We start from the raw sequence: 26613 nt of genomic DNA on the forward strand, positions 1-26613 counted from the left end.
GCCCACGCGACAGCACTGCACCCCGCCCACGCGACAGCACTGCACCCCGCCCACGCGACAGCACTGCACCCCGCCCACGCGACAGCACTGCACCCCGCCCACGCGACAGCACTGCACCCGGCCTATACAGCCGCGCTGATCCCGTCGGCCTCGGCGCGCAGCCCGCGCAACCTGCCGAGTTGCACATCCAGATCGGCGATACGTTCCTCACGGTGATCGCCGTATTTCCCATAGGCCACCTCCGCGATGCGCAGCCGTTCGTCGGCGGCGCGGAGCACATCGGTGGCGATATCGGTGAAGTGATCGCGCAGCGTGCGCTGCATGGCGCGCAACCGATTTCGCGATTCCTTACCGACCTGGAAGATCACATCGTCCATCAGTCTGGCCACGGAAACCTTGGCCTCGGCCTGACGGCGCTGCTTGCGCGCCTTGCGGTCGTCCCACAGCGCATTGGCGCCGAGCAATAGTGCGGCGGCGGCCGAATACCAGTTCACCAGTGGCATCTTCAGCAGACTTGTGAGCACACCGACCATCAGCAGACCACCGTAGGACCCGCGCATGACGGTAAGGAATTGCCCGAGCAGACCCGCTTTCCCACTGTTCAGCGGATCCAGCGGCGCGACCTGGTCGAGCACTTCACCGGGATTTTCCAGGCGTAGGTCCGGCAGCGGCGGGGTGCGGTGATCGGCGGGGAATTTAGCAGCCACCTGTTCGGACAGTTCCACCGCCCGATAGTGCGCCACCACGAAATTCTCTTCGACGGCCTCGCAGATGCGCGCGTCCAGATCCGCGCCGAAATCCTGCCAGCGGCGAGCCGGATCGGTATTGGCTATCTCGGCCTCGGCATCGCGCACCAGACTGCGTAGCCGGTGCCGCAGATCGTGTTCGATATCGGCCATCAGCTCGGTGCTGCCGTCACCGAGGGTGACCTGCCAGTTGGCCGAGCGCTGCCGCAGCTGATCTGCCTGATCGCGGGCGGCGACCAGTTGTTCGGTGATCTCCACCCGGCGGCGCGGATCGCGCAGCGCCCCGGCCTCGGTCCGCAGAGTCACCGCGAGATGGTCGACGACCAGTCGGATGTCATTGGCCGCGGCTTCCAGCACCAGGCTGTCGGCCCGCGCCAGCACATAGTCGCGCAGGTGGTCGACCAGTTGGGGCACACCGGATTCGATATCGCGCTGGTAATTGTTCGCCTGCAGATGCAGCAGCGCGGAGACGGGCGCCACCGCGAAGCTGAGGCCCGCCGCATCCAATAGCTCGCGATTGCGCTGCTGGGTGTGCTGCCAGTGTGGGTGCAGATCGATCTTGTTCAGCGCGCAGATGACCGTCGGACAGATCTGCTGGATGCGCTCGAGGTAGGCGATCTGCTCCGGGCTGAACTCGGTTCCCGCGTCACCGACGTAGAGCACGGCATCCGCGGCGGCGATCATCGACCAGGTGGTGTGATCGTCGCCGTCGCCGCCGGGTGCGTCCATCAGCACCAGTCCCTCGGCGAGCAGCGGGCTCGGCTCGGTGAATTCGGCGCGGATCACTCCGTCGGCGGCCAGCGCGGGCCCGGGGTCGAGCGGATCGACGGGCTGGCGTTCGATCCGGCCCGCACCCAACGATTTCACCAGCACGGCGGTCGGTTCCGGTCCGTACTCCGCGATCACCGGCACACTCAGCGCACTCTCGGTGGCGCTGACCCGTGCCCCGATCAGACCGTTGACCAGGGTGCTCATACCGTTCTTCGCGGCACCGACGACCACGAGGCGCAGTCGGGTATCACCGACCCTGGCCCGGACCATGCTCAATCGGCCACCCAGGTCTTGCCGGCCCGCGGAGCGGGTCATCTCCTGCAGTTGATCGAGGATTCCGATGACCGGCTCCATCGCCTCCGGATGTTTCACCGTGGCGGGCTCCAGCCCGGCTGCGGCTGACAACCGCTCCTCCTAACTGTCGTACGGATATCGCGTTCGACGATGACATGCGCCAGCGCGACGTGTGCGCGCGACCCCTGTGCGACTCCTAGATCAGGGTGATATCCAGGCCCGCCACCACGTGGTGGCCGTCGTCCATACCCGGATCGGGCAGCAGCGGGGTGGACAGCCCGGCGGCCATCAGGGGCAGCGCCGTGTGATCGGGCTCGTATACCGGGTGCCCGAAATCGGCTGGATCGCCGAGTTCGGCGGCAATCGGATGGGCCGGCGGCTTCATCGGGGCCACCGGTGCGGGCATCGTGGGCGCGGGCACATGGGGCTGCTGAGTCGGGATCGGGGCCGGAGAATTCACGGTCGGGATATCGACATCCACGGTCGGCGCGACCGTCGGCGCGGAATGGGTGACCGTCGGCAGCGATACGGTCGGCTCGACGGTCGGCACATCCACGGTCGGATCGTCGGCCGTCGGATAGGTGGTGTGCGGGGTCGAGTTGCCGCCGTTGACCGTGCTCGGAGTGGTTCCGCCACCGTGACCCGTACCGGTTCCACCACCGTTGCCGGTGCTCGGGATCGTCACATCATCGTCGTCCGGTGTCGTCGGCGTCGCGGTGTGGGTCGGCGCGTTCGTGGTGGGGGCGTGCGTGGTCGGCGCGTGGGTCGCGGTCGGGATCTTCGTCGTCCCGGTGACATCCGTGCCCGGCAGCGTGGTGGTGCCCGGTTTGGTGCTGCCCGTATCGGGCGTCTTGGGCGGATGCCCGGTGGAGTTGTCGCCGGGGACGACCGGGACCGGCACCGTCTTGGTGACGGTGGTCGGGGTGCTGGTCGGCGGTGTGTTGGTCGAATGCGAATCGTCGACCACGACCGGATGTTTCGCCGGCACCGGCCGCGGCTCGAACAAGGCGGGCACCGCCGCGGCGGGTGCGGTCAGCGGCGACGGACCCGACGGCGCGACAAGGACATTGGCGACCGGAGTGCTCGCCACATCCGGCTGAATCGTGGTCTGCAGCGGGGTGGCCGCGACCGGCGCGGCGACAGCCGCGGGCGCGACGACCGCGGCGGCCACCGGTGCGGGTGCGACGGCCGGTGCGATCGGAGCGGGCAGCGGCGCCGCGAACGGCTGCACGGGTTGCACCGCGACGGGCTGCACGGCCGAATACTGGGGGACGGACGCACCCACGGACTGGGTGCCGACCGGGTTGACCGCACCTTGCGTGCCGGAACCGTCGAGGCCGGAACGTCCGGTGGTGCCGGGGGTTTGGCCGAGCCAATCGGAGAACCTGTCGATATTGTCGCCGACCCGACCCACACCGACCTCGAACTTCAGCGCACCCTCGACCTCGACCTTGGACTGCGTGGCCAGATAGACCCCGTGCGGACCGGCGCTGAAGTCCACTTCGAGTTCGGTATGCAGGTTGAAGCTGGCTCCCGCATCCACGAATACGCCGACGGCATCCGGATTGCCGACACCGTGGAACAAATCGGCCCCGTGGAATGCGTCGCCACCGTGGAACAGCTCACCGCCGCCTCCGGTCGCGCCGCTGTGAAACATGTTGCCGCCGTAGAACGGTACGTGGCTCGCGACCGCGTCGCCGTCGTCGGGACTTTCGGCATCGCCGCTCACCGACTCGCTGATGTCCTCGGCCGTCCCCGACGTCGGAACACGAGGCAGGGCGAAGGGATTCGAACCCGGCGCGAGAAAGCTGTTCGGGTTCGGGAGGCTGAAACCGTGGCCGCCCTGACCGAAGTCGAATCCAGGCAGGTTACCGAAGCCGCCGGGTACGTGCCCGGTGCCGAGATCGAGACCGGACTGCGGTGCCTCGCTGTGCAGGTCGAGTCCGGACCGTTCGCCCTCGGTTCCGAGACCGAGTCCGGGCTGATAGCTGTTGCCGTACCCGGTGTTCTGCCACGGCTGTGGCGAATGCTGCTGCGGCGCAGGTCCGATGTACACACCGGAATTGGGCACATTCGGGATGGTGAACGGCGCGTTGACGCTGACATCGCGCGGGGTCGGCGTCGACGAATGCAGTGGTGCGGGCGGTGTCGAACTCGGGTCCGGATCCGGGAACGTGACCACCGGACTCGGCGCGTCCGCATCGGGGTCGCGGGTGTAGGCCGAAGTCCAGCTGTCGAGCCGTTGTGCGCCCGGATGAACGGGGGCGGTGCCGCCATTGCTGGCGACCAGCGCGCCGCCGGTGACATACGCGCCCGCCCTTGCCACCCGCGCGACGCCGGTGGCAACGCGATAGGCGGTGTCGCCCGCACTGCCGTCAGTTCCGGTGCCATCGCTGTCGAAGGGCAGGTCACTCGTCATGCAAGCTCCACTCTCAGGTTTCCAGCATCCTCACCACGCCGGGCAGACCGAGTGAAGATCACCTAACGATATTCCGGAAAACCCAACTGTCACATTCTGCGGGTCCGCAAAGAATACGACTGTGACAAGCAACACAACCTTGCCATCGCAGAAACCATAACGGAAGCCCCGTTTCTACGGGCGTCCCGAAACCAGCGGCAGGTGTCGCCATCGGACCTGCTCGAGCGCTTCGAGCCCGCGCCACGCGGCGGCCCGAAACCGTGACGACGAGACTAACTCGTCGGTGGCCACTCGTACAGCCCGAAGTTCGATGCGCCGCAAGAGATTTCTAATGATTGCTCAAGAGATGGTGAAGTTCGGCTCCCTAGCGTCGGTCTCGCCGGGACAACCCGGTACCAACGCGAAGGAGATCGCATCATGTCCGCACCCCTCGGACGCGGCCGAGCCCGCATTGTCACTGCTGTCACCGGTACCGCATTCGCCGCTACCGCGGCGGCGCTGGTCGCGGGCGCCGCCTCGGCCCAACCGCCGCTGCCGGCGCCGGGCGACGGGGACCTGCGGGTGACGTGTGTGTTGACGGGTCCAGGCGAACCACGCGTGGTGATCCAGGAGCGCAGACGGGGTCCGGCGCCCGGAGTGCAGACGGCGCCGCTGCCGCCGGACGTAGCGATGCCGGACTGCCCGGATATCGATCCGTCCGGACCGGTCAACGGGGCGCCTGCCCGGCCCGGCGGACCTATCCGGCCGGACGGGCCCGGCGTCGTGCAGATCCGACCCGCACCTGCGGCACCGACCGGCAGTAGCGGCAGCTGACCGGGCTCTATCGTGGCCCCATGGCCGGACAACGCATCCTGGTTGTGGACGACGAGGTTCGAGTTCTCGCGTCGCTGCGGCGCGGGCTCGAACTCTCGGACTTCGAGGTGGTCACCGCCGGGGACGGTGCCGAAGCGCTGTCGATGGTCCGCAGCGCCGATCCGGACGCCATGGTGCTCGATGTGAATATGCCGAATCTCGATGGGGCAGGCGTGGTTACAGCATTGCGCGCGATGGGCAACGACATTCCGATCTGCGTGCTGAGTGCCCGCACCGCGGTCAGCGATCGCATCGCGGCCCTGGAGCGCGGCGCCGACGATTACCTGACCAAACCTTTCGACCTCGGCGAACTCGTCGCCCGCCTGCACGCCTTGCTGCGCCGTCGGCCCACACTGATCCGGCCGTCCGGCGATGACCAACGCCAAGTGGGACAGGTGCGCATCGATCGGGCCGGATATCGGGTGTACGCGAGCGGACAGCAGGTGGAGCTGACCAAACGGGAATTCGAGGTGCTCGCACTGCTGGCCGAGAACATCGGCATCGTGCTCAGCCGCGAGCAGGTCCTTTCCGCGGTCTGGGGATACGACTTCAACACCGACACCAATGTGGTGGATGTGTTCGTCTCCTATCTGCGGCGCAAGTTGGAAGCCCACGGCGCGGCCCGGGTGATCCACACCGTCCGCGGCGTGGGTTTCGTACTGCGGGAGGAAGCGTGAGCGAGGGGGGCATCGGCATGCGGAGCCGAGTGCGGACGCCGAAGGTGTCGTTGTCGTTGCGTGCCAGGGTGGCGCTGGTATCGGGCATTGTCGCAGCGCTGGTGGCGGTCACGCTCGGCATCGCTTATACCGCCCTGCTCGATGCCACCGGGTCTCGACAGTTCGACGAGACGGTGTCGACGATGGGCGTCGCGGTTGTGCAACGGTTCGATGCGGCACCGCACGGGGAGATTCCGCCACTGCGACCGCTTCCCGCGCTGCCGCCGCTGCCGGGACCCGCGGTATCCGGGCCGGTGTTCGTCGGCCCCGGTGATGTCCGCACCACCGTGGCGGGTGCGCCCGGTCTGGTGGTGCGGCTCGATCCCGATCGCGGACTGGTTGATTCGGCCATCCGGCGCAGCCAGCTGATCGGCATCGCGATCGGCATCGTGGGCGTGCTGCTCGCCGCGCTGCTCGGCTGGTTCTTGGCCGGATACGTCGCGCGGCCATTGCGCAGACTCGCCACCGCGACGCACGGCATCGATACCCTCGAGCAACTCCCTCCGCTGAGCGGTCGCGGAGCTCGTGAGGCGGAAGAACTCTCCGATGCCATCACCCGCATGCTCGCGCGACTAGAGGCAGCGCACGGCGCCACCAATCGCGCACTCGCCAGCGCCAGGGACTTCGCCGCGGTCTGCGCACATGAGCTGCGCACACCACTCACCGCGATGCGCACCGATCTGGAAGTCTTGGCCACCAAGGAATTACCCGCCGAACAGCAGCGCGCGGTACTCGCCGATGTCCTGCTCGCCGAGCGCCAGATCGAGAACACCCTGACCGATCTGGAACAACTCGCCGTCGGCGAACTCACCGAATCCGACGCCTTCGAACCCTTCGAACTCTGCGAAATCCTCGACCGCGCAGTACAAGACGCCCGTCGCCGACACCCGGAGGTCCGCATCGACCTCACCGAATGCACCCCGACCACGCTGACCGGCCTACCGGGCGGCATCATGCTGATCGTCACCAACGCAGTCGCCAACGCAGTGCAGCACGGCCACGCCCGCACCATCACGATTGCCGTCCGATGCTGCGATCCGAACACCGCCGACACGCACCCCGTCGATCCAAGCCAGGCTGGTCCGAACCCCGCCGACCTCGATACGGCTGGCCCCGACCCTGACAATCCGAGCACCACCGGGATCAGCCCCGCCGAGACGAACCCTGCTGATCCGAAAGTCGTGGCTCAGTACGCTGATCCGCGCCGGGTCGATCCGAATACCCTCCGCCACAAGGTCGCCGACACCACCGCCGGAGTCGAGATCATCATCGACGACGACGGCATCGGCATCCCGGAAACCTTGCGCGCCACCGCCTTCGACCGCTTCGTCAAACGCCATGGCTCCCCTGGCTCCGGCCTGGGCCTCGCCCTCATTCGCCAACAAGCCGAACTACACTCCGGCACAGCCGAACTCGACCAAAGCCCGCTCGGCGGCGCCCGCCTGCGCGTGCGAATCGCCGCACCCTCTTCGTGAACTCAGCGAATCCACTCCCGCAGCGGCGCGGTATCGAGTGTGACCCCCACCGGTTCCGGCAGTGTCACCTCGAGGCCGATCGCATGTCGGTGCACGTCCAGGTATTGGCCGTTGTCCGGCTTGCTGAACACCACGACCTCAGCTGAATCCCGGTCGATGAGCAGATAGATCGGAATGCCGGTCTCCGCGAAGGTCGCTGGCTTGTCCACACGGTCGCGTTGGTTGGTATCCGAGTCCCACGACGTGACCTCAACGGCCATCAGCGCCGCGTGCGCGGACCCCCACTCTCCTTGTCCCAAGAACGCGTCGATCGGTGCCAATACGGCGTCTGGTCGTGCGCGCCCCTTGCGGTAGGCGCCTACCTCCAAGCCCTGCCCGGCAATATGTAGAAACAACCGAGGGCTCAGCGGCATAAGGGCGAGAAGCAACCAGTGCAGAATCCGGTTGTGCTCAGCATCGGGCACAGGTTTGACCCCCAGTCGTCCGCCGATCAGTTCGACACGCACACCCTCGGTCTCGCGTTCGACCGCACGGGCGATTGCCTCGAACTCGGACGTGAGGATTGGATCCTCATGCACTGCTGTCACCGCCCACCTCCCCGGTTTCTGCCGACCCGACAACGAATCCTGCCTCATAGTCGTCACCTATGAGGCATTATCTCGCAGTTTTCTGACCTATGCCGAGTGCCGGACGCCTACTTCTGCCCCTTCGGCTTATCGGCGGCGGCATCGGAGGACAACGCGGCTACGAAGGCTTCCTGGGGGACGTCCACGCGGCCGATGGTCTTCATGCGCTTCTTGCCCTCCTTCTGCTTCTCCAGCAGCTTGCGCTTGCGGCTGATGTCACCGCCGTAGCACTTGGCGAGCACGTCCTTGCGGATGGCGCGGATGTTCTCGCGGGCAATGATTTTCGAGCCGATGGCGGCCTGGATCGGCACCTCGAACTGCTGGCGCGGAATGAGCTCGCGCAGTTTGGTGGTCATCTTGTGGCCGTAGGCCTGGGCGGCGTCGCGGTGCACGATCGCGCTGAACGCGTCCACGGCCTCGCCCTGCAGCAGAATATCCACCTTGACCAGTGCCGATTCCTGGACACCCGACTCCTCGTAGTCGAGGCTGGCATAACCGCGGGTGCGCGACTTCAGCGAATCGAAGAAGTCGAAGATGATCTCGGCCATCGGCATCGTGTAGCGCAGTTCGACCCGGGTCTCGGACAGATAGTCCATGCCGCCCAGTTCGCCGCGCCTGGCCTGGCACAACTCCATGATCGAGCCGATGAATTCGCTGGGCGAGATGATGGTGCACTTGACCACCGGCTCGTACACATGCCGGACCTTGCCCTCGGGCCAGTACGACGGATTGGTGACGACGTGCTCGGCGCCGTCCTCCATCTCTACCTTGTAGACCACGTTCGGCGCGGTCGAGATCAGGTCCAGGTCGAATTCGCGCTGCAGGCGCTCACGGGTGATCTCCATGTGCAGCAGGCCGAGGAAGCCGCAGCGGAAACCGAAGCCGAGCGCTACCGAGGTCTCCGGCTCGTAGGTCAGTGCGGCATCGTTGAGCTGCAGCTTGTCGAGCGCGTCGCGCAGGTCCGGGTAGTCCGAGCCGTCGACCGGGTACAAGCCCGAGTACACCATCGGGCGCGGCTCGCGATAGCCGGTGAGCGGTTCGCTCGCACCGCCGCGCGCGGAGGTCACGGTATCGCCGACCTTCGACTGGCGCACATCCTTCACGCCGGTGATCAGATAACCGACCTCGCCGACGCCGAGGCCCTGGGTGGGCTTGGGCTCCGGAGAGACGATGCCGACCTCGAGCAACTCGTGGGTCGCACCGGTGGACATCATCTTGATCTTTTCGCGCGGAACGATCTTGCCGTCCACCACGCGGACGTAGGTGACCACGCCGCGATAGGTGTCGTAGACCGAGTCGAAGATCATGGCGCGCGCCGGCGCGTCCGGATCACCGACCGGCGGTGGCACCTGCTTGATGACCTCGTTCAGCAGCTCGGCGACACCGACGCCGGTCTTCCCCGAGACCCGCAGCACGTCATCGGGTTCGCAGCCGACGATATGGGCGATCTCGGCGGCGTAGCGGTCCGGATCGGCGGCGGGCAGGTCGATCTTGTTCAGCACCGGAATGATCGTCAGATCCTTGTCCAGCGCCAGGTACAGATTCGCCAGTGTCTGCGCCTCGATGCCCTGCGCCGCATCGACCAGCAGCACCGCACCCTCGCACGCCTCGAGCGCACGCGACACCTCGTAGGTGAAGTCGACGTGGCCTGGCGTATCGATCAGATGCAGCACATAGTCGGTGCCGTCGACCTGCCAGGGCAGCCGCACATTCTGGGCCTTGATGGTGATGCCGCGTTCCCGTTCGATATCCATCCGGTCCAGGTACTGGGCGCGCATCGCCCGCTCCTCGACCACACCGGTGAGCTGCAGCATGCGGTCGGCCAGCGTCGACTTGCCGTGGTCGATGTGCGCGATGATGCAGAAGTTCCGGATCCGGGCGGGATCGGTGAACGTCGTGTCGGCGAAGCTGGCGGGCACTCCACTCCTCATGGGTATCGGCAAACTGCCGTCTATCGTCCCATGCGCGCCCTACCCGCGAGTCCAGCGGTCCCTCGGCGCCGCCGCGGGTTCGTCACATTCGACGTGCGTTATCGACGAGCCGTCAGCCGAATCACCGGAATAATCCGGTCGGTCTTCTTCTCGTAGCTGCCGAACCGCGGCGCCACCGACAGAATCCGCTGCCAGGCCGCGTCCCGATCGGCACCGGTGAGTTCCTCGACGTCGACAGCCACCGTGCCACGGTCGGCCAGCTCGATGGCGGCCTGATCGGGATGGGTCATCAGGTTGTGGTACCAGTCCGGGTTGGCATCCGCCCCGGCGGCCGACGCCGAAATCAGCCAGGCATTGTCGTCGCTATCGGGAAACCAGCCGACCGGCGACTGCCTCGGCTGACCGCTCTTACGGCCGATGGTGTGCAGGACCAGCAGATTCATTCCCATGGCCCGGCCCCCGCCGCGGCGAGCGCGGGCACTCATGAACCGGTTCATCAGCCTGGTCACCGGGTTCGAACGCAGTTTGTGCATCACTGTCTCCTTCGTCGAATCAATGTGGCGCGGTGAGCTACACTCACAATATCTCAACGCTTGTCTACTTTTTAGGGAGAGCCCGAACGAGATGCCGAGACAGCCGGATCCGCCATCGACCAAGGGGGAGCGCACTCGCGCGCGCATCCTGGCCGCGGCCAGGCGGGTATTCGCCACCGTCGGATTCGAGCGAGCGACGATCCGCGGCATCGCCACCGCGGCCGAGGTCGACAAGTCCTCGGTAATTCAATACTTCGGCAGCAAGCTGCAGTTGTTCCGCGAGGCCGTGCACTGGGACATCCCCTTCGATCGGATCCTGTCCAGCGACCCGACCCGCACCGCGTCGAACCACGTGCGCGGGATTCTCGAAAGCTGGGCAGCCCAGCCCGACGGTCCGATGGTCGTGTTATTGCGCGCGAGCCTGACCAGCGACGACGCCGCCGAGATCCTGCGCGCCCACATCACCGAGCAGGCCGTGGACAAGCTCGCCGCGACCATCGACGCCCCGGATGCACGGCTGCGCGCCGCCCTGGTCCAGGCCATGCTCATGGGCATTGCCAGTCAGCGGCATCTGTTGCGCATGCCCGATCTGCACGCCGCCGACATCGACGACATCGTGCGTCTGACGACGCCACTGCTGCGCGAACTGATCGCGCCGACCGAGTCGGATTCCGACGGAAAGTGAGCCGCCGCATGCGCGGTGGCTGAACCAGGAAAGGAAGCACCACCATGGGACTGTTCACCGAGAAGGAGCAGCAGTACCTGGAGCAGCAAGCTCTGGGACGGTTGGCGACGGCCGGTAAAGCGAGCCTTCCGCACGTCATCCCGACCGGATTCCACCTCGACGCGGAGCGTGGCGTCATCAAGATCGGCGGGCACGCCTACCGGGGCCAGGAGCGGCTCTACCTCCGCCACCTGCGCGCGAACCCGAAGGCGGCGTTCGTCGTCGACGACCTCGTCACCGAACCGACTTGGACGCCGCGGGGTATCACCATCAAGGGCGAGGTGCGCATCCACGAGTCGGGCGGTGAGACCCTCGGCCCCGGCTTCGGCCCGCGCTGGATCGAGCTGATCCCGAACTGGGTGAACTCGTGGGGTATCGATGCCGATCCGTTCACGCCGACCGCCCCGCGCAAGCGCACCTCGGACGAGCAGTGAGCCCCAGGCCGCAGCAGCGGGCCGTGCGGGGGCCGGCAGACGCGTTGATCGCCGCGACGAGTGGGCCCCAGTCGACTGGCGTCGAATTTCTTGTTCAAACAATAAGATAGCTCTAATGCAGCACACAAGGTGCAGGTCACTAGTCAATTTCGCCAGCCCAGCTGCACTTTTTCAGAGGTAAGGAATACTCCTAGCGAATTAGTTGTTCAGACATCTATGCAACACGCAGTCGCTCGAACTCGAAGACAGCGGCACCGCGTGATGCACACCCCGGCCGACAACACCGCCGGTCCGGACAGCGTCCGACAACACCTCAGGAGACACCTATGACCACGGCCTTCGATCCGATCGACCTCGCGGGCACAGCGCTGCGGAACCGCATCGTGATGGCACCGATGACCCGCAGCCGCGCCTATGGACCGGGTGCGACCCCGACCGCCGATATGGCGACCTACTACGCCCAGCGCGCCGGCGCCGGACTGATCGTCACCGAAGGCACCCAGCCTTCGGCGGTCGGCCAGGGCTACCCGTTCACCCCCGGCCTGCACTCTGCCGAGCAGGTCGCCGCCTGGCGTCAGGTCACCGACGCCGTGCACAACGCGGGCGGGACGATCTTCGCGCAGCTGATGCACACCGGCCGGATCGGGCACCCGAGCATGCTGCCCGGCGGACTCGCACTGGTCGGACCGTCGGCCGTCGCCGCCACCGGGCAGACGTTCACCCCCGAGGGTCTGCAGGACTTCGTCACCCCCGAAGAGCTGACCGAGGCCGGCATCACGGAGACGATCGCCGATTTCGCGCTGGCCGCCCGCAACGCCGTCGAGGCCGGCTTCGACGGGGTCGAACTGCACGGCGCCAATGGCTATCTGCTGCACCAGTTCCTGTCCACCAACGCCAATCAGCGCACCGACGGCTGGGGTGGCTCGGTCGAGGGCCGGATCCGGTTCCCACTCGCGGTGACGCGGGCCGTCGTCGCGGCCATCGGCGCCAACCGCGTCGGGCTGCGCCTGTCCCCCGCGAACGTCCTCAACGACATCGTCGAGGACGACTACCGCGACACCTACCGTGCACTGGTAGACGCACTCGAGCCGCTCGGCCTGGCCTACCTGCACGTCATGGAGATGGGCCACGGGGCGGACCGGGATCTCACCCTGGACCTGCGCAAGCGGTTCGGCGGTACGTTCATCCTCAACCCGGCCACGCCCGACGCCGTAACGGGTCTCGACGAGTTGTCCCTGGTCGAGGATGGGACCGCCGACATGATTTCGTTCGGCGCACTGTTCCTGGCCAACCCGGACCTGCCGGCCCGTCTGGCCGCCGGCGGACCGTTCAACACCCCCGACCGGACCACTTTCTACGGCGGTGATGAGCGGGGATACCTCGATTACCCCACCCTCGCCGCATAGGGACGGACCGACCGCCGCCGCGGGTGCCGGGCATCGGCACACAGAAAGACAGGCCAGCGCCCGCGATAGGCTCCCACCTGTTCGAACAGCGACTGCGGGGAGACCGATGAGTCCATCGAAGAATCAGGCCCCGACACCGACCGAGGACGCCGCGGCGACGGCGGACGTGCCACTGCCGCCCTCGGTGCAGGCAGGCTCGCTCAACCATGCCATCGTTCGCGTCGCCCGCCTGCACCGGCTGCTGGCCGGTCAACTACTGCGTCGCGTCGGCCTGCACCCCGGCCAGGAACTGGTCATGATGCAGCTGTGGGACCGCGGCCCCCAACGTCAGACCGACCTGGTGCGCATGCTCGGCTCCGACGCCGCCACCATGACCCGCACCATCCAGCGCCTCGAACACGCCGGCTTCGTCCGCCGCCGGGCCTGCGACACCGACAAACGCGCCACCATTATCGAGCCGACCCCCGCCAGCCAGGCACTGCGCCGCGAGGTCGAAGACATATGGGCCGAACTCGAAAACAGCGTCACCGCGGGCCTGACGCCCGAACAGCAAAGCGCCGCACTGGAAGTCCTCGATCAGATCGAGGGCAGCCTCGCCCGAGCCACCAGACCGACCGCATGAGATAGCCACGCCCGCTCAGCCGCGATAGCCGGTGCCGGGGATGCGGTGCGCGTAATCGGCGCACAGGTAGGTCTCGGGTACCTGCTCGGTCACCGGCACCTCGAAATAGTCGTCCTTGGTGCGAACCGCGAGGTATTCGTCCTTGGCGTCGCGATGACACCACATGCCGGTAAGGCCGTGGCCGTACGGCGAATAGTCGGAGAACAGGCACGTTACGCAGGAGAGCAGGCGGACGTCGTCCGGAAACTGTTGGCCGAGCCGGAACAACGCGTCTTCGAAGTATTTATCGGTGCCCTGGTAGGTGAGCCCGTCGATATCGATGGCGAGTTCGAGCGACTCCCCCGCGCCGCCGGGCGGCAACGTCAGCCGGAACTGGATCGCGCCGGGGCGCCGCTCGCTGTCCACCTGCACCGTGCAGGGCATCTCGCCGGAGAAGGCGCAGCCCGAGATGGCATCCCACTCGTCGACGGGCAGTCCGACCCGAAGCGCAGCACCCCTGTCGTATGGACCGAGTGCATCGAAGTCCGGGCCCGCCACCGGGACGCCACGGATCACGGTTCGGATGTCGAACCGGTGCGGACCCCAGTGCCGCGATGGCCCGATCCGCCACACGATGCGCTCGATACCGTGTCGGTCCTGGTAGGTCCCCGGAAAAACCTGCGGCTGCATGGACACCTCCCGACGCCGAATGCCCAGACTCTAACCGAGGATTTGCCTACCTGAGCCGGGGTTGCGCTGGACGGCTTCACGGAAGCAGTCCCGATGATCGGGCAATTCCCTCTCACCGCCGAGGCCGCGGTCGTAGTTTCGGTGAGTGGAGAAACTGATCTTCGTCCTGCGGCACGCCGATCGCGATGCCACCGAGTCGTGGTGCGAAGCGCTGCGCACCACCGTGGCCGGGCGCCTCGTCGAACTCGGGGTGGCGGGTGTCACCGTCTACGTCCGCGACAGCGTGGTCCAGGGTGCGCTGATGCGCTACGCCACGATGGATCCACCGATCGCCGCCGTGGTCACGGTCTGGCTCGAGCAGAGCTACGGGCCGGAGGCGACCGCGGCGGCGGGCATCCTCGGTGAGGTCGCCGCAGCAGTTCACGGCTACCTGGTGACCGAGTCGGTACCGCTGCGGCTGGACGACTCCAACCCGGTGCGCACCGAGGGCTTCGGCAATCTGGCATTCCTGCGCAGGCCCGCCGAGCTCACGCCGCAGGAGTGGTTGCGGCGCTGGCAGGGGCAGCACACCATCGTCGCCATCGAGACGCAGTCGACGTTCGGCTATACGCAGAATGTGGTCGTCCGGGCAGTCACACCGGACGCGCCCGCCATCGATGCCATTGTCGAGGAACAGTTCCCGGCCGCGGCGCTCACCGATCCGATGGTCTGGTACGGCGCGCGCGACGCGGCCGAGTTCCAGGATCGGGTGGGGCGGATGCTGGCGTCGGTCGCGCGGATCGGGGCCGACCGCGATCTCGATACCGTGTCGGTGAGCAGATATCCGGTACGGCACCCATTCTTGATGCCGAACTCCGTTGCAGCACAGCAGAACCCCGGCGCATGAGATTCACCTACGCGCAGGCGATGGCCGATCCGGCGCACTATGTGCCGCTGGCACGCGCGGCCGAGGCGGCCGGGTTCACCAGTATGTCGGTGGCCGACAGCATCGCCTATCCGGCCGAGTCCGACTCGACCTATCCCTACTCCCCTGATGGCAATCGGGAATTCCTGGAGGACAAGCCGTTCGTCGAGACCTTTGTCCTGTCCTCGGCATTGGCGGCGGCGACCACGACGCTGCGGATCGTGCCGTTCGTGCTGAAGCTGGCGATCCGGCCGCCGGTGCTGGTCGCCAAACAGGCCGGTTCGCTGGCCTGTTTGAGCGGCAACCGGTTCGCGCTCGGCGTTGGAATCAGCCCGTGGCCAGAGGATTTCGCGATCATGGGCGTCCCGTTCGAGCGGCGCGGCAGGCGGATGGACGAATGCGTGCGGATCATTCGCGGGCTGTGTGCGGGGGGCTACTTCGAATTCCACGGCGAGTTCTACGACATCCAGTCGATCAAGCTCACCCCGACGCCGTCCGAACCGCTGCCGATTCTGGTCGGCGGGCACAGCGACGCCGCGCTGCGCCGCGCCGTGCGGCTCGGTGACGGGTGGATGCACGCCGGCGGCGATAACGCGGAGTTGACGCGACTGCTCGGCCGAATCGACGAATTACGTAGCGAGCGTGACGATCCGGGGGCTCGGTTCGAGATCCACGTCGTCGCGCCGGAGGCCTATTCCGTCGACGGGGTGAAACGGCTGGAAGACCGCGGGGTCACCGATGTGATCGTCGGTTTCCGCCCCTCCTACCGGCACGGGGTCGATGTGGAGCCGCTGGACACCAAGATCGCCCGGCTGGAGGAATACGCGGAGACGGTCATTACCAAGGCCCGGTAAGGGTCCGGCAGGGATGAGAAGGCGAGACCCGCCCGTTACCATCCAAGGATGGCCGGAACTTGGAACACGATCGGCAAGCAGCTAGGCCTCATCGCGAAGGAGCAGGGGCCCAAGATCGTCAAGCAGCAGGCGCCGAAGCTGGTGGACAAGCTGCAGCGCTCATCGCTGCTCGAGCGCGCGGTCGGGTCGTTCGCGACACGTAAGGCGCCCGCGGTCGCGGTCCGGCCGACCGCCTCGACCCCGGTCCCGACCGCCGAGCGGGCCAGGCAGATCGTCTACTGCCCGCAATTGGACGGTCGCGCCGACCCCGGCGAAATCGTGTGGACCTGGGTGCCCTACGAGGAGGATCCGAACAACGGCAAGGACCGCCCGGTGCTCGTCGTCGGCCGCGACCGCAGGACCCTGCTCGGGCTGATGCTGTCGTCGAATCCGGAACGCGCGCACGACCGCGACTGGATCGGAATCGGCAGTGGTAGTTGGGATCACGAGGGCAGGCCGAGCTGGGTGCGCCTCGATCGGGTACTGGACGTGCCCGAGGACGGCATTCGCCGCGAAGGCGCGATCCTGGCGCGCAAGACCTTCGACATGGTCGCCCACCGCCTGTGTGCCGAATACGCCTGGCACTGACCTGGGAATCGGGCCTGAACGGTCAAGAGACCATTTCGCGGGAGCGGCCGAAGAGCAGGCCGTAGATCAGTGCGCCGAGTACGCCGCCGATGAGCGGGAACACCACGAAGACCCAGACCTGAGGTCCAGCACCGTCCTGATAGAAGGCGACGGCGAGGCTGCGGGCCGGATTCACCGAGGTGTTGTCCACCGGGATCGAGATCAGGTGGATGACCGCGAGCGTGACACCGATCGACAGCCCGGCCTGCGGGATATCGGAGATCTGGTCGGTGGAGGCCAGCACCACGAAGACCAGCAGCGCGGTCAACATGACCTCGACGATGATCGTCGCGGACAAGCCGTACCCGTTCTGGATCACCACCTGCCCCAGCGGACCGCGCACCGCGGACGGACTGTGCTTACCCCAGCCGTTCGCGCCGAGCCCGTTGACCGCGCGGTCGTAGGCCGGCAGATTCTTCGCGATCGCGAACAGGACGAGCCCGGCCAGGAATCCGCCGATCAGCTGCGCGATCACATAACCGACCGCGGAGACCACCGAAAGCCTGCCGAGCAGCAGCTGCCCGACGGTCACGGCCGGATTCACATGGCAGCCCGAGATCGGACCGATCGAGTAGACCAGGAACAGCAGGGAAAGGCCGAAGGCCAATGCCACGCCCAGCCCACCGACGCGTTCACCGGCCAGCACCGCGGTGCCGACACCGCTGATCACCAGAACGAACGTGCCGAGCGCCTCGGCCGCCCACTTCTTGGCCTCCGGCGTCGGCTCCAGTTCGGTGACTTCCTCGACGACTTCCTGAGCAGTGGGAGACATACGCGCCACCTTCCGAGAGGATCGTTCCCATTCGCACGGAAAAGACACTGGTTCTGCGTGCAGAGCTGGTATGGCCGATGTGAAAGAGGACGTTACGCGAGACCGGTGAGCACTACAACGACCGTCGGATATCGGCGATGACCGATTTCGCGAGCATATGCCCACGACCGGCAAAGATCCGGGAAAGCGGACGAGCCTAGGCCAGCCGGGTGATCTCCACGACGACCTCCAGATCGGTCGAGCCACCGCCGGAAAAGATGCCCTTCAGCGGCGGCACATCCGCGTAGTCGCGGCCGACACCGACGGATATGTGCTGTTCGTTGATGGCGATATTGTTGGTCGGATCGTAGCCCCACCACGCGCCGGTCCAGGCCTCGATCCAGGCGTGCGACTGCCCCGCGACCGTCATATTGATCTCGGCGTTCGGATTGGGGTGCAGATATCCGGAGACATAGCGGCTCGGAATTCCCATGCTGCGCAGTAGCACCAGGGTCAGATGCGCGTAATCCTGGCATACGCCTTGACGTTCGGCGAAGGCCTGCACGGCCGAGGTGTGCACCGAGGTGGTGCCCGCGATGTAATTCATTTCGTCGTGCACCCATTCGGCCGCGCGCACCACGGCTTTCGCGGGCGGTACACCGCGTGCCAGCTGTTTCGCGATCGCGGCCAGCTTCTTGTCCTTCGGCACATAGGCGGTGGGCGAGAGCATTTCGTCGAACCGGTCACCGATGTGTTCGGAACGCAATTCCTCCCAGGACAACTCCTCGGCCGCACCGGCGAACGGCTCGGTCTCCACCACCGATGATCCGGTGACCTCCAATTCGGTATGCGGCGCGTGCAGATCGAAGGAGGTGACCGCGGTACCCCAGTAATCGGTGTAGCGATAGGACCGGGTGGAGGGCACCGTCTCGACCCGATTAAGGATGACGTTCTGCCTGCCGTCCGCGCGCGGTGTGAGCCGCGCCTCGTTGAACGATCGGGTAACCGGGGCGTCGTAAACATAACCGGTGGTGTGCACCACCCTGATCCGCCAGCTCACAACTCTCCCTCCACCTGCGCATGGTTATCGTGACTGCTGCGCAGATCGGTCCAGGCCACCCACGGGGCGGCATGGAAGTACTGCAGTGCGATCGCCTCGCTGACCTCACGACAGGTCTTCTGCAGCGAAAGCAGGCGATTCTGCAGATCCTCCAGCAGCGCACCTGGCGGCAGGAATTCGAGTTCGCTGCGGGCCCGACCGAGCAATCGCTGTGCCTCGTGTCGCGCACCGACCCGGCTGCTCGGGCGCTGGTCGAGTTCGGCGAGGCAGGCCTCGGCCACCCGCACCGAGTGGAAGACCGAACGCGGGAAAAGCCGATCCAGCAGAATGAATTCGGCGACCAGATTGGCATCGAGCGCACCGCGATGGGTGCGCAGATAGGTGTCGTGTGCCCCGGCCGAGCGCAGTACGGTCACCCAGGCCGGTGACGAGGTGCGGTCGCCCGCGCGCGAAAGCAGCAGGCGCACGGTCATATCCACGCGTTCGATGGAGCGGCCGAGCAGCAGGAAGCGATAGCCGTCGTCGCGACTGAGCGTGGAATCGGACAGTCCGGCGAACATCGCCGCCCGATCCTTGATGTAGTGGAAGAATTCGTGCGGGCCGAGACTGCGAGCGGCCTTCTCGGCGGCCGTGAGCCCGATATAGGTGGCGTTCAGGCACTCCCACATCTCGCTGGAGGTCACTTCGCGTGCGCCCCTGGCATTTTCGCGGGCATTGGCAATCGAGTCGACAATGGAATTGCCGTGGTCGTGGCTGAATGCGACCAGGTCGGTGACCGACCAGACATCGAGTTCGACATCGGGTGGTTCGATGCCGAGCACCCGCAACAGGACTCGCGAGGTTCGGTCCGGATCCACCGTGGCATCCTCGAGCAGCTGATGCACCGCGACGTCGAGGATGCGGGCGGTATCGTCGGCGCGTTCGACGTATCGTCCGATCCAGTACAGCGATTCGGCGTTGCGGGCCAGCATCAGCGCATCACCGGGCCCTGCTGCGGTAGGCCTCGTCCCAGGTGCTGACGCTGCCGCATCGATCCCAGCCGCTGCTCCTGTTGTTGCTGCTGCTGTTGCTGATTCGCTTGTGCCGCGGTCAATTCCCGGCCGAGCTCACGCTGATCGGACTGTGGCGGGTCGCTGACCAACTCCTCGCCCGCGAGCTCACGGTCGACGGGCGAGGCGCGCCCGGCCAGCACCCAGGTGTCCTTGCTGCCACCGCCCTGACTGGAATTGACGACGAGCGAACCCTCCGGTAGTGCCACCCGCGTCAGACCGCCCGGCAGCACCCAGATGTCGTCACCATCGTTGACCGCGAAGGGCCGCAGGTCGACATGGCGCGGCACCAGCTCGTTTCCGATCTTGGTCGGCACGGTGGACAGCTGCACCACGGGCTGGGCGATCCAGCCCCGCGGATCCGACTTGATCTTGCGCCGGGTCGCCTCCAATTCCCGCGGCGTGGCCGCCGGACCGATGACGATGCCGTAGCCGCCGGACCCCTCGACCGGCTTGATCACCAGCTCATCGATGCGGTCGAGCACCTCTTCGCGCTCGTCGTCGAGCCAGCAGCGATAGGTGTCGACGTTGGGCAGCACCGGTTTCTCGGCGAGGTAGTACTCGATGATCGTCGGCACATACGCATAGGTCAGCTTGTCGTCGCCGACGCCGTTGCCGATCGCGCTGGAGATGACCACGTTGCCCGCCCGCGCGGCATTCACCAATCCGGCGACACCGAGCACCGAATCGGGCCGGAAGTGCATCGGGTCCAGGAAGGTGTCATCGATGCGGCGGTAGATCACATCGACCTGGCGCTCCCCTGCTGTGGTGCGCATATAGACGACATTGTCGCGGCAGAACAGGTCGCGCCCCTCGACCAGTTCCACCCCCATCTGCCTGGCCAGCAGCGAATGTTCGAAGTAGGCCGAGTTGTAGACGCCGGGCGTGAGCACCACGACCGTCGGATCGGCCTCGTTCGGCGCGGCCGAGGCACGCAGCGCCGCCAACAGATGGGTGGGATAGTCACCGACCGCGCGCACCCGGTGCGAGGAGAACAGATCCGGGAAGACCCGCGCCATGGTGCGCCGATTCTCCATGACATAGGACACCCCGGAGGGTGAGCGCAGATTGTCCTCGAGCACCCGGAAATCGCCGCGCTCGTCGCGGATCAGATCGATACCCGCCACATGGATGCGCACGCCGTTCGGGGGCACCAGTCCGGCGGCCTCGCGATGGAAGTGCTGGCACGAGGTGACCAGCCGCTTCGGGATGACCTCGTCGCGCAGGATGTTCTGCTCGCCGTAGACATCGGCGAGGAACAGTTCCAGCGCCGTCACCCGCTGCTTGATCCCGCGCTCCAGCTTGGCCCATTCGGCTGCCGCGATCACCCGGGGCACCAGATCGAGCGGGAAGGGCCGCTCCTGTCCGGACAGCGAGAAGGTGATGCCCTGATCGATGAAGGCGCGGTCGAGTGCGTCCGAGCGGGCCGCGAGATCGGCCACGTCGATGGGTGCCAGCGCCGAGAAGATGCCCCGGTACGGTTGACGCACCCGGCCCTGGCCGTCGAACATCTCGTCGAAGGCGTCCGCGTAGCGGCCGGGCCGATAGCCCTCGAAAAGTCCGGATGTGGTTGCTCTGCCGTTGCCGTTCGCATGCCCGTTCGACCGGGCACGGGTCGGCGCAGGTGATCGTGCCGAACGTGGCGGCGAAGCGGAAGTCATGCAAAAATCGTGCTACACGCAGCGTCAATGCTGTGTGAGACACAGGTAAATTTCTCGCATCACTCCGGGTTCCGCATAATTTTCACGGTCGGTAGCGTTGCCGGTCGAGCCGTTCGCGCGGTGGCGGTTCCGCATGCCGGATGGTGGTGATTTCGTGTGCGACGCGGCGGCTGGTACCCTCGATCTTCGGCGCCGCGTTACCTGATTACTCCGGTTACCAACGCGCGCTCGCGAACTTTTCAGCACAGTCCACCAGCGACAGGAACACGAGGAAACAGGCGTGGCCAACATCAAGTCCCAGATGAAGCGGATCCGCACCAATGAGGCGGCGCGTAAGCGCAACCAGTCGGTCAAGTCCGAGCTGCGCACCGAGATCCGCCGCTTCCGGGAGGCCGCCGCGGCCGGTGACACCGAGAAGGCCGCCCAGCAGCTGGTCGTCGCCAGCCGCAAGCTGGACAAGGCCGCCTCCAAGGGCGTCATCCACGCCAACCAGGCCGCCAACAAGAAGTCGGCTCTCGCGCTGGCGCTGAACAAGCTCTGATCTCACCGGTATCGACTGCGGTACCAACCCATACGTTGACGCAGCCGCCGTGGCCCCGATGACCACGGCGGCTTTTGTCGTCCCGTTGCGAGGATCACTTTTCCGATTCGGCGACCTGAATTCGGATATTTCTTCAGCAATAGTTCAGCAATCTTCCATTTCGATAACGATGCTGCCCCCTGGGCGCTGAGCGGAACCGTCCCGACAGGTGCCGTGTCATCGAGACTGTCCTGGCAAATCGGCAGGAAAGTGGCGGTCCGAGAACATACCCAGGTCATCGCCGCATCCCACTCCTCGAGCCGAATTCTGATCAGGCAGCCACATGTCGGAGGTTCCCGCTACGATTCGGCGCATGGTTACCGTGTACGCCAATCAGACGCCGGTTCGCTCCGAAGATCTGCCGGATGTCATCCGCGCAGCCGAGGTCCTAGGTATCGGACTGAAGATCGAGAACGTCATGGTCCCCGACGAGGAAGGCGGCTACTCACTGGAGTGGATCGTCACCCGGGACGAGGAAATTCCGGTCTACGAGGAGTGGGAGGGCCGGTACGAGGAGTCCGAAGACGACGTCGAGCTGGTTCTCAGCTCGGTCGAATAGGTCCCCGCGAATCCGCACCCGCACCGAGCGGGTGCGGATCTCCGACGGGGCGAGTACTCAATCCGAGTCGGCGTTCAAACGATCCAGCGCGGCCTGCGAGTCGGCGTCGGCCGCGCGATAGATGATGATGCGCTGGTCCGGATCCTGTAGCGGCATGAGTACTTCGAAATTGACCACCAGCGGCCCGACCTCCGGGTGTCGCAGCGGCTTCTTCCCGCGCCCCTGCACCCTGACGTCGTGTCTAGCCCACCCCTGTGCGAACTCCTCGCTGCGGGCGGTGAACTCGGCGACCCGATCGGCCAGTTCCTGATCGTCCGGATGGGCCGCCCACGCGGCGCGCAGATCGGCGGCCCCCTCGCGAATGATCCGATCCCGGTCGCAGTAGAAATCACGCAGCGCGGGATCCAGCAGGCACAACCACATGGAGTTGCGCTGCCCCTGCGGCAGGGCACCGAAGTCGACGATCAACCTCGCCATTTCCGGATTCCACGCCAAGATGTCGTAGCGGTGGTTGATCAGCATCGCGGGCAGTGGCGACAGATCCTGCACCAGCAGCTCCAGCGCGGGTGCGGGGACGGTGCTCGGTTTACCGGCATTCGGCTGACGCTGCTGGGCCAGATCGAAGAGGTAGGCGCGCTCATCGGTATTCAGGCGCAGGGCCCGTGCGAGCGCCTCCAGGACGTCCGCGGAGGGGCGCAGGCCGCGCCCCTGTTCCAGCCGCACGATGTAGTCGGTGCTCACGCCGGCAAGCTCGGCGACTTCCTCGCGCCGCAGACCCGGGGTGCGCCGAGCCTGTTTGCGCGCGGGCAGACCCAGATCGCCGGGATTCAGGCGCTCGCGCCGGGCGCGCAGAAAGGTCGCGAGTGCCTGTGCCCAATTCGCGGAGCTCCCCGGCCCTCCGTGGTCGCGCGAGCTACCGCCACCTGGCCTGAGCTCGCCCCGCTGTGTGGCATTCACCGTGCTGGTCATCGTCCTCGATCTTACGACTGACTAGGACTGGCTTTCCCAGGAAGAACCTTCCCTTACCTATGCACTCGCACCGCTCCAGACTCGAAGGCACCGGAAACGAAGTACGAACGACAGGAGCACGACATGTCCGGAGCCCGCACTCTCGATACCTACCGGTTGCTCGGCCGCTCTGGTCTTCGGGTGTCTCCGCTGTCCCTGGGAACCATGACGTTCGGCGCCGATTGGGGTTGGGGCGCCGATAAGGACGAGGCCCGCAAGATATTCGACACCTACGTCGAGCGCGGCGGCAACTTCATCGATACCGCGAGCCAGTACACCAACGGCACCTCCGAGCAGCTGCTCGGCGAGTTCAGCGCCGCCAATCGCGAAAGTCTGGTGCTGGCAACGAAATACACGATGCTGCGCCGCCCGACCGATCCCAACTCCGGTGGCAATCACCGCAAGAGCATGGTCGGTTCGGTAGAGGCCAGCCTGCGTCGGCTGAATACCGACTACATCGATCTGCTGTACCTGCACGCCTGGGACTTCCTGACCCCGGTAGAGGAAATCCTGCGCGCCATGGACGATCTGGTCCGCGCCGGCAAGGTGCTCTATGTCGGCATCTCCGACGCACCGGCCTGGCAGGTCGCACGCATGCAGACCATCGCCGACCTGCGTGGATGGTCGCCGCTGATCGCTTTGCAGATCGAATACAGCCTGATCGAGCGGACTGTCGAACGCGATCTCATCCCGATGGCGCGGGAACTCGGCCTCGGTGTGGTGCCGTGGTCGCCGCTGGCCAGCGGGGTGCTCACCGGCAAGTACAGCCGCGCCGATCTGGCGCACGACGCGGACAGCGCACCCGAGGGCACGCGCAAGAATGTGGCGGCCGCCAACGGCTCGCTCACCGAACGCGGCCTCACCATCGCCGAAGTGGTGAAAGACGTTGCGGCACAACTGGGTAAGACGACCGCACAGGTAGCACTCGCCTGGACGCTGCAGAACCCGGGCGTGACGGCGCCGATCATCGGCGCGCGCACGGCGGCACAGTTGGAGGACAACCTCGGTGCGCTCGAGGTCGAATTCGATGCCGCGCAGTTGGACCGGCTGCAAGCGGCCAGCGCAATCGAACTCGGCTTTCCCCACGACATGCTGTCCCGCCCGATGACCCGCGGAGTGACCTTCGGCGACCTGAAAGTCGAAGGCCGCAACTGAGTTTCCCTGATGCGGTGGTGTGAGCCCGGCTCGCACCACCGCATCGACGCGTCGGCAGCAAGTTCAGTGGGATTCAGCCGAACTCGCCTCCGCTTGATATCGCGGGTAATATCATCAGCGAGTGGCTTCGGTCGAGAAGATACTCGACAAGATGGCGGAGAGTCCGACCAACATCCGTTACGACGAGCTACATAAGGTGTTGTGCTGCGAGCACTTCGGCACGCCGCGCCAGGAAGGCACCAGCCATGCGGTGTTCAAAACACCGTGGGCAGGCGATCCCCGGGTGAATATCCAGCGAGGAGACGACGGTAAAGCCAAGCCCTATCAGGTCAAACAGGTGCTTGCGGCGATCGAGAGGCTGGGGCGGAAACAATGATGGAAATGACGATGAAGCACTCTCCCGATCTGCACTATTCGTTCCGGGTGGAATGGTCGCCAGACGACGAGGAGTTCGTCGGCCGGTGCCTCGAATTCCCTTCGCTGTCCTGGCTGGCGGAGTCGATGGCAGAGGCATTCGAGGGGATCGTTCAACTGGTGGTCGACGTGGTAGCCGATCTTCGGGAGTCGCGGGAGCCGGTTCCCGAACCGCTGGCGGATCGGAAGTTCAGCGGGCACTTCGCGTTGCGGATGTCGCCGGCGCTGCATCGGCGACTGGCTATGGAGGCGGCCGAGCACGGGGTGAGCATCAATAAGTGGGTGAATGAGAAGTTGGCGTCGACAGAGCGATAGATTCCAGCTCCCCAGTGCGTATCGATATCAGCCCGGGCTCGCCGAGGATCCGCTGCGCACGTGTTGCCGTGGAATCGCGTCAGCTTGCGGAGTGTAGGTCCAGAATCTGGGTGAGTGCGTGTTCCAGGGCGTAGTTGGCGTCGGCGGCGCCGCCCTTGACATCGGCGTTCAGGGTGGCGACGACTTGGAGGGCCGTGCCGATGCTGGCCTGGTTCCAACCCCGCGCCTGGGCCTGGGCCTTCTTCACCTTCCAGGGCGGCATGCCCAATTGCTGGGCCAGCTTGAACGGGTCGCCGCGGCCCGCGGAACCGACGCGGGCAATGGTATGGACGGAGTCGGCGAGTGCGTCGGCGAGCAACACATGCGGTACGCCGCGGTCGGTGGCCCAGCGCAAGGCCTCCATGGCACCGGGCCGATCCCCCGCCACCGCGAGTTCCGCGACATCGAAACCGGAGATCTCGGCCTTGCCGGAGTAGTAGCGGCGCACTGCGGCGATATCGATCTTGCCGCCGGTATCGGCGGCCAATTGCGAACACGCCGCGGATAATTCCCGCAGGTCAGAGCCGACCGCCTCCAACATCACCTGCACGACCTCGCTCGAAACCCGCACCCCGGCATTGCGGAATTCGCCGCGCACGAATTCCACTCGCTCGGCCGCCTTGGTCAACTTGGCGCAATCGTGCACCTGCGCCCCCACCTTCTGCAGCGTAGGGACCAGCGCCTTGGCCCGGCCGCCCCCGGAATGCAGCACCACGAGCACCACACCGTCGGGTGGATCCCCGGCGGCGGCGGTGATCACCGCGACCGCATCCTTACCCGCCTCCGCCGCGGACTCGAGCACGATCACCCGGTCCTCGGCGAACAAGGACGGACTCAACAACTCCGCCAGTTCCGCGGTGCTGGCATCCCCGGCCCGCAACCGATCAACGGGCACCGCATCGGGATCCGGCGCATTCGCCCGCACCTGCGTCGTAATCCCCGCGATGGCCCGCTCCACCAACAGCTCTTCATCGCCGAGCACCAGGTGCACCGCCGCGGTCCGTTCGGTCACGACTGCACCTCGCTGGCATTGGGCACCGTCGTACCCGAGGGTGCTGTGTCTATCGTTCGCTCGCTGCGCTCGCTCACGCCGAGCATCCTACGGTTCGCCACCGACAAGACCCGCACCTCACAGCCAGCCCCGACGTGAACACCGCGGTGACCCCACGGCCACGACCAACTCCGCCGCCGACGCACTCGTCCGTCTGCCACCCGTCGGTGCGCGACCCCGGAGGCGCCGGACGCTCGTCATCTTCCTGCACCATGGTCATATCGTTCGGACTATCGGGATGACAGTCCGGACGGCTCGATCACGGCTCCGCCGACGCACTCTGCTGTTCGTCACCCATTCGTGCGCCGCTGGAACCTCATCGGGGTACT

The 26613-nt window shown here is 66.2% G+C and carries 27 protein-coding genes; 15 read left to right on the top strand and 12 right to left on the bottom strand.

The window, feature by feature from the left end:
• Positions 1–122: 122 nt before the first annotated feature.
• The gene (locus tag AB0L58_RS11410) at positions 123–1922 is read right to left on the bottom strand and encodes a hypothetical protein (protein ID WP_364384915.1); all 1800 of its coding nucleotides are present in this window, start codon (positions 1920–1922) and stop codon (positions 123–125) included.
• An 85-nt stretch (positions 1923–2007) separates the two neighbouring features.
• The gene (locus AB0L58_RS11415; RefSeq protein WP_364384917.1) at positions 2008–4230 is read right to left on the bottom strand and encodes a hypothetical protein; all 2223 of its coding nucleotides are present in this window, start codon (positions 4228–4230) and stop codon (positions 2008–2010) included.
• A gap of 417 nt (positions 4231–4647) precedes the next feature.
• Between AB0L58_RS11415 and AB0L58_RS11420 the strand changes: the two genes are divergently transcribed.
• From AB0L58_RS11420 to AB0L58_RS11430, 3 genes are read left to right on the top strand one after another with little or no spacing between them, the layout of a single operon-like run.
• Positions 4648–5043, top strand: coding sequence for a hypothetical protein (locus AB0L58_RS11420; protein ID WP_364384923.1), 396 nt, complete (start codon positions 4648–4650; stop codon positions 5041–5043).
• A 20-nt stretch (positions 5044–5063) separates the two neighbouring features.
• Positions 5064–5759 (top strand): response regulator transcription factor, encoded by a 696-nt coding sequence (locus AB0L58_RS11425; RefSeq protein WP_364384926.1) that lies wholly within the window; start codon positions 5064–5066, stop codon positions 5757–5759.
• 17 nt (positions 5760–5776) lie between these two features.
• A complete protein-coding gene (locus AB0L58_RS11430) occupies positions 5777–7273 on the top strand; it encodes a HAMP domain-containing sensor histidine kinase (protein WP_364385630.1) in 1497 nt (498 codons plus the stop codon).
• A 2-nt stretch (positions 7274–7275) separates the two neighbouring features.
• On the opposite strand, the gene AB0L58_RS11435 is transcribed toward AB0L58_RS11430, so the two are convergent.
• The 3 genes from AB0L58_RS11435 to AB0L58_RS11445 form a co-directional block, all read right to left on the bottom strand.
• On the bottom strand, positions 7276–7860 hold the full coding sequence (locus AB0L58_RS11435) for a Uma2 family endonuclease (protein ID WP_364384929.1): 585 nt from the start codon (positions 7858–7860) through the stop codon (positions 7276–7278).
• A 107-nt stretch (positions 7861–7967) separates the two neighbouring features.
• Positions 7968–9830 (bottom strand): translation elongation factor 4, encoded by a 1863-nt coding sequence (gene lepA, locus AB0L58_RS11440; protein ID WP_364384931.1) that lies wholly within the window; start codon positions 9828–9830, stop codon positions 7968–7970.
• Between the two features lie 98 nt (positions 9831–9928).
• On the bottom strand, positions 9929–10363 hold the full coding sequence (locus tag AB0L58_RS11445; RefSeq protein WP_364384934.1) for a nitroreductase family deazaflavin-dependent oxidoreductase: 435 nt from the start codon (positions 10361–10363) through the stop codon (positions 9929–9931).
• A gap of 91 nt (positions 10364–10454) precedes the next feature.
• Here AB0L58_RS11445 and AB0L58_RS11450 point away from each other — a divergent pair, with 91 nt between their 5' ends.
• The 4 genes from AB0L58_RS11450 to AB0L58_RS11465 all read left to right on the top strand — a co-directional run bounded on the left by AB0L58_RS11450 (position 10455) and on the right by AB0L58_RS11465 (position 13549).
• A complete protein-coding gene (locus AB0L58_RS11450) occupies positions 10455–11048 on the top strand; it encodes a TetR family transcriptional regulator (protein WP_364384937.1) in 594 nt (197 codons plus the stop codon).
• A 44-nt stretch (positions 11049–11092) separates the two neighbouring features.
• On the top strand, positions 11093–11521 hold the full coding sequence (locus tag AB0L58_RS11455) for a pyridoxamine 5'-phosphate oxidase family protein (RefSeq protein ID WP_364384940.1): 429 nt from the start codon (positions 11093–11095) through the stop codon (positions 11519–11521).
• A 326-nt stretch (positions 11522–11847) separates the two neighbouring features.
• Positions 11848–12927 carry an alkene reductase gene (locus AB0L58_RS11460; RefSeq protein ID WP_364384943.1) on the top strand — a complete coding sequence of 360 codons (1080 nt, stop codon included), beginning with the start codon at positions 11848–11850 and terminating at the stop codon, positions 12925–12927.
• A gap of 106 nt (positions 12928–13033) precedes the next feature.
• On the top strand, positions 13034–13549 hold the full coding sequence (locus AB0L58_RS11465) for a MarR family winged helix-turn-helix transcriptional regulator (RefSeq protein WP_364384946.1): 516 nt from the start codon (positions 13034–13036) through the stop codon (positions 13547–13549).
• A 15-nt stretch (positions 13550–13564) separates the two neighbouring features.
• Here AB0L58_RS11465 and AB0L58_RS11470 read toward each other — a convergent pair whose 3' ends face one another.
• Positions 13565–14218: a DUF6304 family protein gene (locus AB0L58_RS11470; protein ID WP_364384948.1), complete on the bottom strand. Its 654-nt coding sequence runs from the start codon at positions 14216–14218 to the stop codon at positions 13565–13567.
• A 145-nt stretch (positions 14219–14363) separates the two neighbouring features.
• Between AB0L58_RS11470 and AB0L58_RS11475 the strand changes: the two genes are divergently transcribed.
• Genes AB0L58_RS11475 through AB0L58_RS11485 form a run of 3 tightly spaced genes read left to right on the top strand, consistent with a single transcriptional unit; the run spans position 14364 to position 16603 of the window.
• The gene (locus AB0L58_RS11475) at positions 14364–15104 is read left to right on the top strand and encodes a hypothetical protein (RefSeq protein WP_364384951.1); all 741 of its coding nucleotides are present in this window, start codon (positions 14364–14366) and stop codon (positions 15102–15104) included.
• A complete protein-coding gene (locus tag AB0L58_RS11480; protein ID WP_364384954.1) occupies positions 15101–15976 on the top strand; it encodes a TIGR03619 family F420-dependent LLM class oxidoreductase in 876 nt (291 codons plus the stop codon). The genes AB0L58_RS11475 and AB0L58_RS11480 overlap by 4 nt, the downstream gene beginning before the upstream one ends.
• Before the next feature lie 48 nt (positions 15977–16024).
• The gene (locus tag AB0L58_RS11485; RefSeq protein ID WP_364384957.1) at positions 16025–16603 is read left to right on the top strand and encodes a type II toxin-antitoxin system PemK/MazF family toxin; all 579 of its coding nucleotides are present in this window, start codon (positions 16025–16027) and stop codon (positions 16601–16603) included.
• Between the two features lie 22 nt (positions 16604–16625).
• On the opposite strand, the gene AB0L58_RS11490 is transcribed toward AB0L58_RS11485, so the two are convergent.
• The 4 genes from AB0L58_RS11490 to AB0L58_RS11505 all read right to left on the bottom strand — a co-directional run bounded on the left by AB0L58_RS11490 (position 16626) and on the right by AB0L58_RS11505 (position 21013).
• The gene (locus AB0L58_RS11490) at positions 16626–17414 is read right to left on the bottom strand and encodes an aquaporin (protein ID WP_364384960.1); all 789 of its coding nucleotides are present in this window, start codon (positions 17412–17414) and stop codon (positions 16626–16628) included.
• Positions 17415–17610: 196 nt separating this feature from the next.
• Entirely contained in the window at positions 17611–18453 is an 843-nt protein-coding gene (locus AB0L58_RS11495; RefSeq protein WP_364384962.1) for a transglutaminase family protein, read from the bottom strand.
• Positions 18450–19424, bottom strand: coding sequence for an alpha-E domain-containing protein (locus AB0L58_RS11500; protein ID WP_364384966.1), 975 nt, complete (start codon positions 19422–19424; stop codon positions 18450–18452). Before AB0L58_RS11500 ends, AB0L58_RS11495 begins: the two co-directional genes overlap by 4 nt.
• On the bottom strand, positions 19424–21013 hold the full coding sequence (locus tag AB0L58_RS11505; RefSeq protein ID WP_364385633.1) for a circularly permuted type 2 ATP-grasp protein: 1590 nt from the start codon (positions 21011–21013) through the stop codon (positions 19424–19426). The genes AB0L58_RS11500 and AB0L58_RS11505 overlap by 1 nt, the downstream gene beginning before the upstream one ends.
• Before the next feature lie 430 nt (positions 21014–21443).
• On the opposite strand from AB0L58_RS11505, the gene rpsT reads away from it, so the two are divergent.
• Both rpsT and AB0L58_RS11515 read left to right on the top strand, forming a co-directional pair.
• A complete protein-coding gene (gene rpsT / locus AB0L58_RS11510; protein ID WP_364384968.1) occupies positions 21444–21704 on the top strand; it encodes a 30S ribosomal protein S20 in 261 nt (86 codons plus the stop codon).
• Between the two features lie 352 nt (positions 21705–22056).
• Positions 22057–22302 (top strand): hypothetical protein, encoded by a 246-nt coding sequence (locus AB0L58_RS11515; RefSeq protein ID WP_364384971.1) that lies wholly within the window; start codon positions 22057–22059, stop codon positions 22300–22302.
• 57 nt (positions 22303–22359) lie between these two features.
• Here AB0L58_RS11515 and AB0L58_RS11520 read toward each other — a convergent pair whose 3' ends face one another.
• The gene (locus AB0L58_RS11520; RefSeq protein ID WP_364384974.1) at positions 22360–23271 is read right to left on the bottom strand and encodes a helix-turn-helix transcriptional regulator; all 912 of its coding nucleotides are present in this window, start codon (positions 23269–23271) and stop codon (positions 22360–22362) included.
• Positions 23272–23394: 123 nt separating this feature from the next.
• Here AB0L58_RS11520 and AB0L58_RS11525 point away from each other — a divergent pair, with 123 nt between their 5' ends.
• The 3 genes from AB0L58_RS11525 to AB0L58_RS11535 all read left to right on the top strand — a co-directional run bounded on the left by AB0L58_RS11525 (position 23395) and on the right by AB0L58_RS11535 (position 25194).
• Positions 23395–24465 carry an aldo/keto reductase gene (locus tag AB0L58_RS11525; RefSeq protein WP_364384977.1) on the top strand — a complete coding sequence of 357 codons (1071 nt, stop codon included), beginning with the start codon at positions 23395–23397 and terminating at the stop codon, positions 24463–24465.
• Between the two features lie 121 nt (positions 24466–24586).
• Positions 24587–24841, top strand: coding sequence for a toxin HicA (locus AB0L58_RS11530; protein WP_364384980.1), 255 nt, complete (start codon positions 24587–24589; stop codon positions 24839–24841).
• Between the two features lie 5 nt (positions 24842–24846).
• Positions 24847–25194, top strand: coding sequence for a toxin-antitoxin system HicB family antitoxin (locus AB0L58_RS11535; RefSeq protein WP_364384983.1), 348 nt, complete (start codon positions 24847–24849; stop codon positions 25192–25194).
• A 79-nt stretch (positions 25195–25273) separates the two neighbouring features.
• On the opposite strand, the gene holA is transcribed toward AB0L58_RS11535, so the two are convergent.
• Positions 25274–26245, bottom strand: coding sequence for a DNA polymerase III subunit delta (gene holA, locus AB0L58_RS11540; RefSeq protein ID WP_364384986.1), 972 nt, complete (start codon positions 26243–26245; stop codon positions 25274–25276).
• Between the last annotated feature and the right edge of the window lie 368 nt (positions 26246–26613).

Source organism: Nocardia sp. NPDC052112, from assembly GCF_040680135.1.
Classification (GTDB): Bacteria; Actinomycetota; Actinomycetes; order Mycobacteriales; family Mycobacteriaceae; genus Nocardia.